Source organism: Mycobacterium sp. VKM Ac-1816D (assembly GCF_000416385.1).
GTDB classification, from domain to species: domain Bacteria; phylum Actinomycetota; class Actinomycetes; order Mycobacteriales; family Mycobacteriaceae; genus Mycobacterium; species Mycobacterium neoaurum_A.
Map to the genome: position 1 here is coordinate 1 of NZ_AOHQ01000105.1, position 14,787 is coordinate 14,787.

11 protein-coding genes are annotated in these 14,787 nt (G+C 66.5%); 7 read left to right on the plus strand and 4 right to left on the minus strand.

The features are described from left to right. From G154_RS02185 to rraA, 4 genes are all read left to right on the plus strand, one after another. Positions 1–657: CopD family protein (locus G154_RS02185; RefSeq protein ID WP_036478824.1), on the plus strand; the 657-nt coding region annotated here is incomplete at its 5' end. A gap of 60 nt (positions 658–717) precedes the next feature. Then, complete coding sequence (locus tag G154_RS27275) at positions 718–1,200, plus strand: hypothetical protein (RefSeq protein ID WP_019510633.1); 483 nt, start codon at positions 718–720, stop codon at positions 1,198–1,200. Between the two features lie 45 nt (positions 1,201–1,245). Beyond that, entirely contained in the window at positions 1,246–2,001 is a 756-nt protein-coding gene (locus G154_RS02195) for a MerR family transcriptional regulator (RefSeq protein WP_019510632.1), read from the plus strand. Next, positions 1,998–2,486, plus strand: a complete 489-nt coding sequence (rraA, locus tag G154_RS02200; protein ID WP_019510631.1) for a ribonuclease E activity regulator RraA — start codon at positions 1,998–2,000, stop codon at positions 2,484–2,486. The genes G154_RS02195 and rraA overlap by 4 nt, the downstream gene beginning before the upstream one ends. 188 nt (positions 2,487–2,674) lie before the next feature. Here the strand turns inward: rraA and G154_RS02205 are convergent, their stop codons facing one another. Further along, on the minus strand, positions 2,675–4,144 hold the full coding sequence (locus tag G154_RS02205; RefSeq protein WP_019510630.1) for an NAD(P)/FAD-dependent oxidoreductase: 1,470 nt from the start codon (positions 4,142–4,144) through the stop codon (positions 2,675–2,677). A 77-nt stretch (positions 4,145–4,221) separates the two neighbouring features. On the opposite strand from G154_RS02205, the gene G154_RS02210 reads away from it, so the two are divergent. Both G154_RS02210 and dinB read left to right on the plus strand, forming a co-directional pair. Continuing rightward, positions 4,222–4,854 (plus strand): TetR/AcrR family transcriptional regulator, encoded by a 633-nt coding sequence (locus G154_RS02210; RefSeq protein ID WP_019510629.1) that lies wholly within the window; start codon positions 4,222–4,224, stop codon positions 4,852–4,854. A 25-nt stretch (positions 4,855–4,879) separates the two neighbouring features. Then, positions 4,880–6,109, plus strand: coding sequence for a DNA polymerase IV (dinB, locus tag G154_RS02215; RefSeq protein WP_019510628.1), 1,230 nt, complete (start codon positions 4,880–4,882; stop codon positions 6,107–6,109). A 7-nt stretch (positions 6,110–6,116) separates the two neighbouring features. Here the strand turns inward: dinB and G154_RS02220 are convergent, their stop codons facing one another. Beyond that, positions 6,117–7,124 (minus strand): PHP domain-containing protein, encoded by a 1,008-nt coding sequence (locus tag G154_RS02220; RefSeq protein ID WP_019510627.1) that lies wholly within the window; start codon positions 7,122–7,124, stop codon positions 6,117–6,119. 107 nt (positions 7,125–7,231) lie between these two features. On the opposite strand from G154_RS02220, the gene G154_RS02225 reads away from it, so the two are divergent. Continuing rightward, the gene (locus tag G154_RS02225; protein WP_019510626.1) at positions 7,232–8,086 is read left to right on the plus strand and encodes an LLM class F420-dependent oxidoreductase; all 855 of its coding nucleotides are present in this window, start codon (positions 7,232–7,234) and stop codon (positions 8,084–8,086) included. Positions 8,087–8,506: 420 nt separating this feature from the next. Here the strand turns inward: G154_RS02225 and G154_RS02230 are convergent, their stop codons facing one another. Together G154_RS02230 and gltB are read right to left on the minus strand one after the other, a co-directional pair. Next, positions 8,507–9,973, minus strand: coding sequence for a glutamate synthase subunit beta (locus tag G154_RS02230; protein WP_019510625.1), 1,467 nt, complete (start codon positions 9,971–9,973; stop codon positions 8,507–8,509). Further along, positions 9,966–14,564: a glutamate synthase large subunit gene (gene gltB, locus G154_RS02235; protein ID WP_023985014.1), complete on the minus strand. Its 4,599-nt coding sequence runs from the start codon at positions 14,562–14,564 to the stop codon at positions 9,966–9,968. The genes G154_RS02230 and gltB overlap by 8 nt, the downstream gene beginning before the upstream one ends. Between the last annotated feature and the right edge of the window lie 223 nt (positions 14,565–14,787).

The following is a 14,787-nucleotide window of genomic DNA, read 5'->3' on the forward strand; positions in this document are numbered from 1 at the left end:
GCGGCCGCCGCCACGGCAGCGGTGGGCATCGGTGATCTCGCGGTCGGTACCACGCTGGAGTACGCGACGGCGACCGTTGCCGGCCGCGCCGACCTGATCACGGTGCTGTGTGCCGCCGCGGTCGGGGCGGCCGCGATCGCGGCGCGCGGTGCCGTGGCATCGGCGACGATCACGGGTATCGCCGCGCTGGGCCTTGCCGCACGCACGCTGTCCGGTCACCTTTCCGAAAGCCCGCTCGGCGGTGTGGCGGTCACCTTGCACGTCCTGGCGGCGGCCGTGTGGTGTGGGCTGCTGGCAGCGATGCTGCTGACGGTGCGGCACCGTGGGCAGTGGGCGCGCTTGTTGCCGCGGTTCTCGATGTTGTCGCTGTGGTGTGTGCTGGTCCTGATCGCGGGCGGCATCGTGAGTGCGGCGGCGGCGGTTCCGCTGGATTCCGTGTCGGCGCTGGTGTCGACGGGCTACGGGCGGCTGCTGCTGGCGAAGGTGGCGGTCACCGCGGCGTTGATGGTGCTGGCCTGGCGGAACCGGCGGTCATGGGTGCCGTCGGCGCGCGGGCACCGGGTGAGCGCCGAGGGCTCCAGTCGGCGCTCGGGCATAGAGCTGGCACTGATGGCGGTGGCGCTGATGTTGGCGGCCGCGCTGGCGGTGACCGGCTAGCCGAATCCGGGAGCTGGCATGATGGGAATTCCGACCACTTCCTGCAAAGGAGCAACAGACATGGCCGACGAGCAGGACCTTCCCGAGCAGAAGGACCCGGCTGAATCGGCTCTGCCCGCGGACGGGCCCGCCGAGTCGGCGCCGGCCGAGAAGGCTGAGCCGGTGACGAAGGCGCCCGCGAAGAAGGCCGCCCCGGCCAAGAAGGCTGTACCCGCCAAGAAGGCCCCCGCCAAAAAGGCCGCGCCGGCGAAGAAGGCTGCCCCGGCCAAGAAGGCCGTGCCTGCGAAGAAGGCCCCCGCCAAGAAGGCGCCACCGGTCAAGGCCACCCCGGCGCCGGCGGCTCCCACAGCGATCGCCAAGGTAGCTGCCAAAGAAGTTGCCGCCCAGGCCAAGTCGACTGTCGCGGCCGCGACGCCGGGCCCGGTTGTCGCACCGGCCGTCGGACCCGATCAGTCCCGGCTGCCGCTGGCCGTGGCCGTCGCCGTCGGGCTGCTCGCCGTCATCGTGGTCCTGCTGTCCCGCCGCGGAGACAACCACTCCTGATCCGCACTTGACCCTGACGTGGCGTCAGAGCTCATAGTCGGAGACATGGACGAACGGACCGTCGGCAGTGTCGCCGCACTCACCGGCGTCTCCGTGCGCACTCTGCATCATTACGACCACATCGGGTTGGTGGTGCCGAGCGTGCGGACCGCCGCCGGTTATCGCGGTTACACCGATGCCGACGTGGAGCGGTTGCACCTGGTGCTCGTATACCGCGAGGCCGGGTTACCGCTCGAGGAGATCCGCGTCCTGCTCGACGACCCCGAGGCCGACGAGCTGTCTCTGCTGCGCCGTCAGCACGCGCTGCTACTGGAGCGTGCCGAGGGGCTGCAGCGCACCATCAAGGCAGTGGAGGAACTCATGGACGCACACCGCTCAGGCATCCAATTGACCGCCCAGGAGCAGGTCGAGATATTCGGTACCACCGCATTCGGCACCGACTATGCCGTCGAGGCCGAACAGCGCTGGGGTGAAACCGCGGAGTGGAAGCAGTCCCGGCGGCGCGTCGCGCAGCTGAGCAAGCAGGACTGGATGGATATCAAGGCCGAAGGCGATGCCCTGCTGGCGGATCTGGCCGCGGCCAAGCGGGCCGGGGTCACGGCGGGATCAGCGCAGGCCGACGCGCTGGCCGCCCGGCACCGTGCCGCGATCGAGCGCTTCTACGACTGCGGCGGGCAGATGCACCGGAACTTGGTCGAGATGTACCTCACCGATTCCAGATTCACCGCGTACTACGACGATGTCGAACCGGGGCTGGCCCAGTTCGTGCACGACATCGTCATCGCTAGCATCATGGAATGACTGTCCAGCCCCGCGCCACGGCCGATCTGGTCGACGAGATCTACCCCGACGTCCGCAGCTGTGATCTCCAGTTGCGCAACTACGGTGCACGCGCCGCGTTCGCCGGTCCGATCACCACCGTGCGGTGCTTCCAGGACAACGCGCTGTTGAAGTCGATCCTGTCGACCCCCGGTGACGGCGGCGTCCTGGTGGTCGACGGGAACGGTTCGCTGCACACCGCACTGGTCGGCGATATCATCGCCGGGCTCGCGGCCGACAACGGCTGGGCCGGGGTGATCGTGCACGGCGCGGTGCGGGATGCGGCGGCGCTGCGCACCATCGACGTCGGCATCAAGGCGTTGGGCACCAATCCGCGCAAGGGAACGAAAACCGGTGCCGGAGAACGCGATATCGAAGTCAGCTTCGGTGGCGTGACGTTCGTTCCCGGGGAGATCGCCTACAGCGACGAGGACGGGATTGTGGTCGTCGCCGGAGGCGGCGCATAGGCCCGGTCGCCGGACGCGGCGCATAGGCCCGGTCGCCGGAGGCGGCGCATAGGCCCGGTCGCCGGACGCGGCGCATAAGCCCCGTCGCCCCCGCTACGTAGCGCGAACTGGGCACCTCCCACTGGCGAGCAGACGCGTATCCCCCCCGAAATGTGTTCATTTCGGGGGGGATACGCGTCTGTTGAGGGTCAGGCCGAGACGGCCGCGCGGTGCTTGGTGAACAGCAGCGACTCCTCGTCGACCTTGCCGTACCGGATGGTGCGCAGGTCGATGAAGTAGTTCTGCTTGAGCCGCCACGGCGCCTCCGAACCCGACTTGGGCAGTGTGTCCATGGCCCGGCGGAAGTAGCCAGGGGTGAAGTCCATGAAGGGCTCTTCCTTGACCGCCGATCCGGGATGCTGCGCCTCGACACGGTCGAATCCGTTGTCGTCCATGTAGTTCAGCACCCGGCAGATGAACTCGGACACCAGGTCGGCCTTGAGCGTCCATGACGCGTTGGTGTAGCCGAAGGTGATCGCCATGTTGGGCACACCCGAGAGCATCAGACCCTTGTAGGTCATCGACTTGGTCAGGTCGATCGGCTCACCGTTGCGCAGCGCTTTGGCGCCGCCGAACAGCTGCATGTTCAAACCTGTTGCGGTGATGATGATATCGGCGTCCAGATGCTGCCCGGAGGTCAGCTGGATTCCGGTCTCGTCGAAGCGCTCGATGGTGTCGGTGACGACATCGGCCTTGCCGGAACGGATGGTCTTGAACAGATCACCGTTGGGGGCCAGGCAGACTCGCTCGTCCCACGGGTTGTAGCGCGGGCTGAAGTGCTTGTCGTAGTCGAAATCCTTGGGCAGTCGGCGGGTGGCCATCTGACGCAGCGCACGCTTGAACACCGACGGGAATCGCCGAGCGATCTGATACTGGCCGGTGGCATAGCCGATCGCCTTCCAGCGATTCACGAAGTGCGCCATGTTCTTCGGCAGATACTTGTTGGCCTGTGCCGCCACCGGATCTTCCAGCGGCAGGGCCCCGATGTAGGTCGGCGAGCGCTGCAGCATGGTGACATGACCGGCTCCCCCGTCGACCAGCGACGGAATGAGGGTCACGGCGGTCGCGCCGGACCCGATCACGACGATCCGCTTGCCCGCGTAGTCCAGGTCCTCCGGCCAGTGCTGCGGGTGGATGATCTTGCCCGTGAAGTCCTCGGCGCCGGCGAAGGTCGGCGAGTAGCCCTCGTCGTAGTTGTAGTAGCCGCTGCAGACCGATAGGAACGAAGCGGTGATCTGCTTCTCCTGGCCGTCGACCTCGACGGTGACGGTCCACCTGTTGTCGGCATCGGACCAGTCCGCCGCGGTGACCTTCTGACCCGTGCGGATGTGCTTGTCGATGCCGTTCTCGACGGCCGCCTCGTTGATGTAGTTCCAGATCGAGGCGCCATCGGCGATCGACCGGGACGAGGTCCACGGCTTGAACCGGAACCCGAGGGTGAACATGTCGGAGTCGGAGCGGATACCGGGGTACTTGAAAAGATCCCAAGTGCCGCCGATGTTCTCCCGCCGCTCCAGGATGACATAGCTCTTGGACGGGCAGCGGTCCTGCAGATGCCACGCGGTGCTGATACCGGAGATGCCGGCACCGACGATCACGACGTCGAAGTGTTCGTTCATGGGACCGACGGTATCAACATGGTGTTGACTGAGTCAACGGTGTGTCGAGAAAGTCGACACGGTGTTAAGGTTGGGCCGTGACCACCGCCAGCCCGAGTCGCGGACGTCGTGCCGCGCGGCCCTCCGGGGACGAACGGCAGCAGGCGATCCTGGACACCGCATCCCGGCTGATCCAGGAGCGGTCCTTCTCTGATATATCGGTCGACGACCTGGCCAAAGGGGCCGGCATCTCGCGCCCGACCTTCTACTTCTACTTCGCCTCCAAGGAGGCGGTGCTGCTGTCGCTGATGGATCCGCTGATCAAGCGCGCCGATACCGGCTTCGACAACGCCATGGACACCATGCCCGCCGAACCGCACAAGGCGATCCGGCGCGGTATCGAGATCTTCTTCAGCTCCTTCGGGTCACACCCGGCCACCGCGCGCGCCGGGGTCGAGGCCGTCCACAGCGTTCCCGAATTCCGGGCCGTCTGGGCCGGCCTGATGCAGAAGTGGATCGGATTGACCGCCGCCCTGATCAACGCCGAACGGCAGCGCGGCGCGGCCCCGGACACGTTGCCCGCCCTCGATCTCGCGACCTCGTTGAACCTGATGAACGAGAAGATGATGATGGCCGCCCTCGCCGAAGACCGACCGTCGGTCCAACACGATCGCGTGGTGGACACCCTCACGCACATCTGGCTGACCAGCATCTACGGCACCGCACCCTGATCTTGTCGGGGCCGGATGCGAACATATGTTCGTGTCCGGTGCGATGGCTGGATCGTCGGCTGACAAGGCGGTCATCCTGCACGCTGATCTCGACTCGTTCTATGCCTCCGTCGAGCAGCGCGATGACCCGAGCCTGCGGGGCCGGCCGGTCATCGTCGGCGGCGGAGTGGTGCTCGCGGCCAGCTACGAGGCCAAGGCCTACGGCGTGCGCACGGCGATGGGCGGCCACCAGGCCAAGCGCCTGTGCCCACAGGCCATCGTCGTCCCCCCGCGGATGCGGGCGTACTCCGAGGCGAGCCGCGCCGTGTTCGAGGTCTTCCACGACACCACGCCGCTCGTCGAACCGGTGTCGGTCGACGAAGCCTTCCTCGACGTGGGCGGGCTCGGCCGGGTGTCGGGCACGCCGGTACAGATCGCCGCGCAATTGCGGGATCGGGTCCGCATGGACGTCGGGCTGCCCATCACCGTCGGGATCGCCCGCACGAAATTCCTGGCGAAGGTCGCCAGCCAGGAGGCCAAACCCGACGGCCTGCTCCTCGTCCCGCCGGACGGCGAACTGGCCTTTCTGCATCCATTGCCGGTCCGTCGACTCTGGGGCGTCGGCGCCAAGACCGCCGACAAGCTGCGCGCACACGGTATTCACTCGGTGGCCGATGTCGCCGAACTCAGCGAGACGTCCCTGGGCGCCATGGTCGGCCCCGCGATGGGCAGGCAACTGTTCGCCCTGGCGCACAACATCGACCGCCGCCGGGTCACCTCCGGCGTGCGGCGACGCTCGGTGGGGGCGCAGCGGGCGTTGGGGCGGTCGGGCAGCGACATGTCCGCGGCCGAAATCGATGCCGTCGTCATCAATCTCGTGGACCGCATCACCCGACGGATGCGCGCATCGGGACGCACCGGGCGCACGGTCGTACTGCGCCTACGGTTCGCCGACTTCGGCCGGGTGACCAGGTCGCACACCATGCCGAGACCGACCTCGTCCACCGATGCGGTGCTGGCGGCGGCGCGGGACCTGGTGACGGCCGCCGCCCCGTTGATCGCAGAACGCGGGCTGTCGCTGGTCGGCTTCGCGGTGTCCAATATCGATCGCGATGGTGCCGCACAGCTGGAGCTGCCCTTTGGCGCGCCGGCTGATCACGATGCGCTGGACGCGGCCGTCGACGAGGTCCGCCAGCGCTTCGGCAACGCCTCGGTCACCCGTGGGGTGTTGTTGGGCCGCGACCCGGGACTGGAGATGCCGATGCTGCCGGATTGAGCGCCGGTCAGCGGGCTGACGCCCACGCCAACAGTCGATCCGCCGACCAGCTGTTGACGATGCGATCCAGCGGGACCGCGGAGTCGAGTGCCCGTTGCGCGCCATAGCCCAGGAAGTCGAGCTGACCGGGGGCGTGCGCGTCGGTGTCGATGGAGAAGTCACACCCGATCTGCAGCGCCAGATCGAGCAGCCGGGTGGGCGGATCGCGTCGCTCGGGCCGCGAATTGATCTCCACCGCAACACCATTATCCCGGCAAGCAGTGAAGACCGCTTCGGCGTCGAACTGCGATTCCGGGCGCATCCCCCGGCCACCCTCTACCAGCCGACCGGTGCAATGGCCCAGGATGTTCGCTTGGCCGCCGCTGACCGCGCGCACCATCCGGCGCGTCATCGACGGTGCATCCATCTTGAGCTTGGAGTGCACGCTGGCGACGACGATGTCGAGGCGCTCGAGCAGCTCGGGCTCTTGGTCCAGGGTGCCGTCATCGAGGATGTCGACCTCGATCCCGGTGAGGATGCGCATCGGCCAAAACTGCTCGCGCAGTTCGTCGATGACGTCGAGTTGACGTCGTAGACGTTCTGCCGACAGTCCGTTGGCCACCGTGAGCCGCGGGGAATGGTCGGTCAACGCGCAGTATTCGTGGCCCAGTTCGGCTGCGGCGGACATCATCTCCGGGATCGGGGCAGAACCGTCCGACCAGTTCGAGTGCAGGTGAAGATCTCCCTTGAGTGCGGCGCGGATCTCGCCACCACCGAGGTCGGCCGCCGACTCGCGCAGCGCGACCAGCGTCTCGGGCTCGCGGCCGGCCCACGCCTGCGCGATCACCGTGGCGGTCTTGGGACCGATGCCCGGTAACGTCTGCCAGCTGTTCGCCTTGCCGACCTTCTCGCGCTGCTCGGGCGTCATGGCCTCCACCACATCGGCGGCCTTGCGGTAAGCCATCACGCGCCGCGAATCCTCGCGCGCGCGATCCTTGTAGTAGGCAATCCGGCGAAGGGCCTGCACGGGATCCATGCCTCCAGTGTGCTCCCGGCCGCAAATCTGATGCACTGCGCTCGCTCGTCCCGCGAGGACAGTGACGCAGGCCGGAATTTCTCGGCAACGTGACGAGTTCCCCAAGTGTGGACTTTGCCTTCAAAACCTCGCCGCAGAACACCACCTGGTCGGACATGCTGGCCATCTGGAAGACCGCCGATGACATCGACGTCTTCCAGTCAGGGTGGACCTTCGACCACTTCTATCCGATCTTCTCCGATTCGAGCGGCCCGTGCCTCGAGGGCTGGACGACGCTGACCGCGCTCGCCCAGGCCACCGAGCGGCTGCGGGTCGGGGTGCTGGTCACCGGTATTCATTACCGACACCCCGCCGTGCTGGCCAATATGGCCTCGGCGCTGGACATCATCTCGGGCGGCCGCCTCGAGCTCGGGATCGGTGCCGGCTGGAACGAAGAGGAGTCCGGTGCCTATGGCATCGAACTCGGCACCATCAAGGAGCGTTTCGACCGCTTCGAGGAGGCCTGCGAGGTCCTCAAGGGCCTGTTGAGCCAGGAATCCACCACATTTGACGGCAAGTTCTACCAACTCAAGGACGCCCGCAACGAGCCGAAGGGCCTGCAGCAGCCGCACCCCCCGTTCTGTATCGGCGGCAGCGGCGAGAAGCGGACTCTTCGGATCACCGCGAAGTACGCCGACCATTGGAACTTCGTGGGCGGCACACCGGAGGAATTCGCCCGCAAGCGCGATGTGCTGGCAGCGCATTGCGCCGATATCGGTCGCGACCCGAAAGAGATCACGCTGTCGGCCCACATCCGGCTCGGCGAGGATCGCAACTATCGCCGAGTCGTCGAAGACGCCATAGCGCTGGGCGCCGAAGGCCTCGACCTCGCGATCATCTACCTGCCGCCGCCGTACGACCCCGCGGTGTTGGAACCGCTCGCCGAAACCATCAGGGATTCGGGGCTGCTGACACGTCCCTAAATATGACGGTCACGAAATTATTACGATTCGGCAAACCTCGCTCGATCCGGTCCGCCGCTCGCCGGCGGGCCGGATCAGCAGCCGTATCGAAGTAACTCTGCGGACGTGATGAGCCGCTCGTGCTTAGCTGGGAAATCGCGGCTGCGACGGGGATGACGTAGCCATGACCAGGCGATTCGACTCACCCGCGACCGCGAATTGGGTGTCATGTACACGGTAGGAACTCCTACGGTCGGCGAATAGCTGCACCGTGGGGTCACTTTACCCGACGACCCCTGTGCCGCCATTAGACACCTGTGACGCGGCTAACACCAACCGGCACGCCGATTAAAAATCGGATGTTTCTGGTGTGACTGATGTTGCTGATGTGACTAAGAGTAGGTAGCTGCTGGCCAATCGATAGGCCTCCAGCGCACACCCTCAGCGCTGCGGCGCCGCCGTCGGCGCAATCGGTCGCGGCAACGCGGACTCACCCATCAGGTAACGATCGACACCCGCCGCGGCGGCCCGGCCTTCGGCAATCGCCCACACGATCAGGGACTGCCCACGGCCCATGTCACCGGCGACGAACACGCCGGGGACATTGGTCTGGAAGTCCTCGTCGCGGGCGACATTGCCGCGATCGGTCAGCTCGACGCCGAGCTCGTTGAGCAGGCCCTCGCGCTCGGGACCCACGAAGCCCATCGCCAGGAAGACGATGTCGGCCTCGAGCTCGAAATCCGAACCCTCGACCTTCTCGAACTTCCCGGCCTTCATCTGGACCTCGTGCACCTTCAGCGAGGTCACCCGACCGTCGGCGCCGCGGAACTCTTCGGTGTTGACCGAGAAGACGCGCTCGCCACCTTCTTCGTGCGCCGAGGCAACCCGGTACATCAGCGGATACGTCGGCCACGGGGTCGACTCGGCCCGGGTCTCCGGCGGGCGGGGCATGATCTCGAACTGGTGGACGCTGTGCGCCCCCTGCCGATGCGCGGTGCCCAGGCAGTCCGCACCGGTGTCGCCGCCGCCGATGATGACGACCTTCTTGCCCTTGGCGGTGATCGGCGGCTCGCCGTCAGCCCCGGCGACATCGTCACCCTGCTGCAGGCGGTTGGCCCACGGCAGGTACTCCATCGCCTGGTGGATGCCCTCGAGTTCACGTCCGGGGATCGGCAGGTCTCGCCAGGCGGTAGCACCGCCGGCGAGCACGACGGCGTCGAACTCCTCGTCCAATTGCTCGACGGTGATGTCCACACCGACGTTCACACCGGTGCGGAACTGCGTGCCTTCGGCCGCCATCTGCTCCAGCCGGCGGTCGATATGCCGCTTTTCCATCTTGAATTCGGGGATCCCGTAGCGCAGCAACCCACCGATACGGTCGGCCCGCTCGAACACCGTGACGCTGTGGCCGGCCCGGGTCAATTGCTGCGCGGCAGCCAGCCCAGCCGGGCCCGACCCGACGACGGCGACCTTCTTCATGGTCCGCACGGTCGGGACCATCGGCGTGACCCAACCCTGGTCGAAGGCGTTGTCGATCAGCTCGACCTCGACCTGCTTGATGGTCACCGGGTCCTGGTTGATTCCCAGCACGCAGGACGCCTCGCACGGCGCGGGGCACAGCCGCCCGGTGAACTCCGGGAAGTTGTTGGTGGCGTGCAACCGCTCGATACCGTCGCGCCAGCGGTCCCGGTACACCAGGTCGTTCCACTCTGGGATCAGGTTACCCAGGGGGCAACCGTTGTGGCAGAACGGAATACCACAGTCCATACACCGCGACGCCTGCACCTGCAGGGTCTCGTGGTCGAAGTCCTCGTAGACCTCTTTCCAGTCCTTCAGGCGCAGGTCGACCGGCCGCCGGACCGGGGTCTGACGGACGGTGTGCTTGAGGAAACCGCTCGGATCAGCCACGGGCCGCCGCCATGATCGCCTCGCCCACGTCCTGGCCGGAGTTCTCGGCCTCCTCGATGGCTACCAGCACCCGCTTGTAATCACGGGGCATCACCTTGACGAACTGCTTGGCCGCACCATCCCAGTCGGCCAGGATCCGGCGGCCCACCGCCGAATCCGTCGTATCGACATGCGCCACGATCATCTCCTGCAACACCTCGAGGTCCTCGGCGCTCAGGTCGTCCAGATCGACCATCTCGCCGTTCACATTGCCGGGCAGCCGGCCGTCCGGGTCGTAGACATACGCGACACCGCCGGACATACCTGCCGCGAAGTTGCGTCCGGTGCGGCCGAGAATTACGACCTTGCCACCGGTCATGTACTCACAACCGTGGTCACCGACGCCCTCGACGACGGCGTGGGCACCCGAGTTGCGCACCGCGAACCGCTCACCGACCTGACCGCGTAGGAACGCCTGCCCGGTGGTCGCGCCGAACAGGATCACGTTGCCCGCGATGATGTTGTCTTCGGCCACATAGTCACTGGGCGCGTTGCCCGGCGGACGCACCACGATCCGGCCACCGGAAAGACCCTTGCCGACATAGTCGTTGGCGTCACCGTGCACCCGCAGCGTGATACCGCGCGGGACGAACGCCCCGAAGCTGTTACCGGCCGAACCCTCGAAGGTGATGTCGATGGTGCCGTCGGGAAGTCCTTCGCCACCATAGGCTTTGGTGACCTCGTGGCCCAGCATGGTGCCGACGGTCCGGTTGACGTTGGCGATCTTTGTCGTGAACCGCACCGGCGTGCCGGCATCCAGCGCCTCGCGGCACTGGGTGATCAGCTGCTGGTCAAGCGCCTTGTCCAGACCATGATCCTGACGCGAGCTGCAGTAGAGGTCCTGGTTCATGAACGCCGACTCGGGCTCGTGCAACACCGGCGCGAGGTCGAGCTTGTGCGCCTTCCAGTGCGCGGCGGCCTCCGTGGTATCCAGCGCACCTACCTGGCCGACCATCTCGTTGACGGTGCGGAAACCCAACTGCGCCATCAGTTCCCGAACCTCTTCGGCGATGAACATGAAGAAGTTCTCCACGAACTCGGGCTTGCCGTTGAAGCGCTGGCGCAGCACCGGGTTCTGGGTGGCCACACCCACCGGGCAGGTGTCCAGATGGCACACCCGCATCATGATGCAACCCGAGACCACCAGCGGCGCGGTGGCGAATCCGAACTCCTCGCCGCCGAGCAGGGCGGCGATCACGACATCGCGACCCGTCTTGAGCTGACCGTCCACCTGGACGACGATGCGATCGCGAAGACCGTTGAGCAGCAGGGTCTGCTGCGTCTCGGCAAGTCCGAGCTCCCAGGGGGCGCCGGCATGCTTCTGCGAGGTCAGCGGAGTGGCACCGGTACCGCCGTCGTGCCCGGAGATCAACACCACGTCGGCGTGCGCCTTCGAGACACCCGCGGCTACGGTGCCGACACCGTTCTCGCTGACCAGTTTGACGTGGATGCGCGCCGACGGGTTGGCGTTCTTCAGATCGTGGATCAGCTGCGCCAGATCCTCGATCGAGTAGATGTCGTGGTGCGGCGGCGGGGAGATCAGGCCGACACCCGGTGTGGAGTGCCGCACCTCGGCGACCCACGGGTACACCTTGTGACCCGGGAGTTGGCCGCCCTCACCGGGTTTGGCGCCCTGGGCCATCTTGATCTGGATATCGGTGCAGTTGGTCAGGTAGTGGCTGGTCACGCCGAACCGGCCCGAAGCCACCTGCTTGATGGCGCTGCGCCGCCAGTCACCGTTCTCGTCGGGTTCGAAGCGATCGACGCTCTCGCCGCCCTCACCGGAGTTCGAGCGTCCGCCGAGGCGGTTCATGGCGATGGCCAGCGTCTCGTGCGCCTCTGCCGAGATGGACCCATAGCTCATGGCACCGGTCGAGAAGCGTTTGACGATCTCACTGGCCGGCTCGACTTCGTCGAGCGGCACCGGTTCGCGCACACCCTCTTTGAACTTCAGCAGGCCGCGCAACGAGGCCATCCGCTCGCTCTGGTCATCGACCAGCTTGGTGTACTGCTTGAACACCTCGTACTGCCCGGTGCGGGTCGAATGCTGCAGCTTGAACACGGTGTCGGGGTTGAACAGGTGATACTCGCCCTCCCGGCGCCACTGGTACTCACCGCCGACCTCGAGCTCACGGTGCGCCCACTCGTCGGGCCGGTCCAGGTAGGCCAGCTCGTGGCGGGCCGCGACATCGGCGGCGATATCGTCGAGGTCGATACCGCCGGTGGGACAGTGCAACCCGGAGAAGTACTCGTCGAGCACCCGCTGGTTGATACCGATGGCCTGGAACAGCTGGGCGCCGGTGTAGGACGCCAGGGTGGAGATGCCCATCTTCGACATCACCTTCAGCACACCCTTGCCGGCGGCCTTGACATAGTTGGCCTTGGCCGCGTCGCTGGACAGGCCGGTGATGACGCCACGGTCGATCATGTCGTCGATCGACTCGAAGGCCATGTAGGGGTTGATCGCGGCGGCGCCGAAACCACACAGCATCGCCATGTGGTGCACCTCGCGGGCATCACCGGACTCGACGACCAGACCGACCTGCGTGCGGGTGCGCTCGCGGACCAGGTGATGGTGCACGGCGGCGACCGAGAGCAACGACGGGATCGGAGCCAGCCACTCGGTGGATTCGCGGTCGGAGAGCACGATGATGCGGGCACCATTGCGGATGGCCTGGCTGACCTTGGTGCGGACGTCCTCCAGCGCGCGGCGCAGACCGGCACCACCATCGGCGACGGGGTACAGGCAGCTCACCACGGCCGCACGCATGCCGTGCTGGTGGCCGTTGATCTCATGGTCGGGGTCGACGTCGACGAGCTTGGACAGATCGGCGTTACGCAGGATCGGCTGCGGCAGCACGATCTGACGGCATGAGTTCTCGTCCGGGTTGAGCAGGTCGCCCTCGGGGCCGACGGTGCCCTGCAGGCTGGTCACCACCTCTTCGCGGATGGCGTCCAGTGGCGGGTTGGTCACCTGGGCGAACAGCTGCTGGAAGTAGTCGTAGAGCATCCGCGGCCGCTGCGACAACACGGCGATCGGGGTGTCGGTGCCCATCGAGCCCAACGCCTCGGCTCCGGTGCGCGCCATCGGCGCCACCAACAGGTTGAGCTCCTCGTAGGTGTAGCCGAACGCCTGCTGACGCAGCACCACGCGGTGGTGCGGCATCTTGACGTACTTACCGGGCGGCAGATCGTCGACGTGGAAGAGACCGGCGTCCAGCCACTCCTGATACGGATGCTCGGCGGCGAGCTGCGATTTGATCTCCTCGTCGGAGACGATGCGGCCCTGCGCGGTGTCGACCAGGAACATGCGACCCGGCTGCAACCGGATCTTCTGCACGACGGTGGACGGGTCGAGGTCCAGCACGCCGGCCTCCGAGGCCATCACGACGAGGCCGTCCTGGGTCACCCAGATGCGCGAGGGGCGCAGGCCGTTGCGGTCCAGCACGGCGCCGATGACGGTGCCGTCGGTGAAGCAGACCGATGCCGGGCCGTCCCACGGTTCCATCAGCGAGCCGTGGTACTGGTAGAACGCCCGCAGCGCGGGGTCCATCTCGGTATTGCGCTCCCAGGCCTCCGGGATCATCATCAGCACCGCGTGCGCGATGCTTCGCCCGCCCAGGTGCAGCAGCTCGAGGACCTCGTCGAAACGGGCGGTGTCCGATGCGCCGGGGGTACAGACCGGGAAGATCTTGTTCAGGTCGTTGTGGTATCCGAAAACGTCGGTGTGGATGAGCGCCTCACGGGCCTTCATCCAGTTCTCGTTGCCGGTGACGGTGTTGATCTCACCGTTGTGGGCGACGCGGCGGAACGGATGCGCCAGCGGCCAGGACGGGAAGGTGTTGGTCGAGAACCGCGAGTGCACGATGCCCAGTGCGCTGGTCAGCCGCTCGTCCTGCAGGTCCAGATAGAAGGCGCGCAACTGCGGCGTGGTCAGCATGCCCTTGTAGACGAACGTCTGTCCGGAAAGGCTTGGGAAGTAGACGGTTTCGCGCCCGGGGCCGTCCTGACCGGGCCCCTTGGTGCCCAGTTCGTGCTCGGCGCGCTTGCGGATCACGTAGGCCCGGCGCTCCAGATCCATGCCGGAGGCACCGGCGATGAAGACCTGTCGCAGCGTCGGCATCGCGTCGCGGGCGAGCGCGCCCAGCGAGGAATCGTCGTGCGGGACGTCGCGCCAGCCCAGTAGCTGCAGCCCCTCGGCCTCGACGATCTTCTGCACGGCCTCGCAGGCCAGGTTGGCGTCGCGGGCGGACTGTGGGAGGAAGGCGATACCGGTGGCGTAGCTGCCCTCGGCGGGGAGCTCGAAGCTCAGGCCCTGCTCTTTGATCACCGCGCGCAGGAACTCGTCGGGAACCTGGATGAGGATGCCCGCGCCGTCACCGGTGTTGGGCTCGGCCCCGGCGGCACCGCGGTGCTCCAGGTTCAGCAGCGCGGTGATCGCCTTGTCGACGATGTCGCGGCTGCGGCGACCGTGCATATCGGCCACCATGGCCACGCCGCATGAGTCGTGCTCGTATGCGGGGTTGTAGAGGCCGCTGGGCACATTTCCCATCGGTAATCCACCTGACCCTTACTCTCATGCCTGCGTGAATCGGCGTCCACTGTCGGCAGTTACCAGTGGCCTGGCGTTCGCGGCGCCTTCGTGCAGCACTGAACGACGGCTTTTACCCACTCGCCACAAGTTGCCAAAACGATATGACAAAGACCGCAAGGCATGCCAACTTAGCCAGCCCTAACTAGACTATATGGCCCGCTTTTCTCTACGCCTGCACGGC

Excerpts from the sequence above, each read along its gene's own strand:
- G154_RS27275 (WP_019510633.1), top strand. The coding sequence starts at position 718 with ATGGCCGACGAGCAGGACCTTCCCGAGCAGAAGGACCCGGCTGAATCG.
- G154_RS02195 (WP_019510632.1), top strand. The coding sequence starts at position 1,246 with ATGGACGAACGGACCGTCGGCAGTGTCGCCGCACTCACCGGCGTCTCC.
- rraA (WP_019510631.1), top strand. The coding sequence starts at position 1,998 with ATGACTGTCCAGCCCCGCGCCACGGCCGATCTGGTCGACGAGATCTAC.
- G154_RS02205 (WP_019510630.1), bottom strand. The coding sequence starts at position 4,144 with ATGAACGAACACTTCGACGTCGTGATCGTCGGTGCCGGCATCTCCGGT.
- dinB (WP_019510628.1), top strand. The coding sequence starts at position 4,880 with ATGTTCGTGTCCGGTGCGATGGCTGGATCGTCGGCTGACAAGGCGGTC.
- G154_RS02220 (WP_019510627.1), bottom strand. The coding sequence starts at position 7,124 with ATGGATCCCGTGCAGGCCCTTCGCCGGATTGCCTACTACAAGGATCGC.
- gltB (WP_023985014.1), bottom strand. The coding sequence starts at position 14,564 with ATGGGAAATGTGCCCAGCGGCCTCTACAACCCCGCATACGAGCACGAC.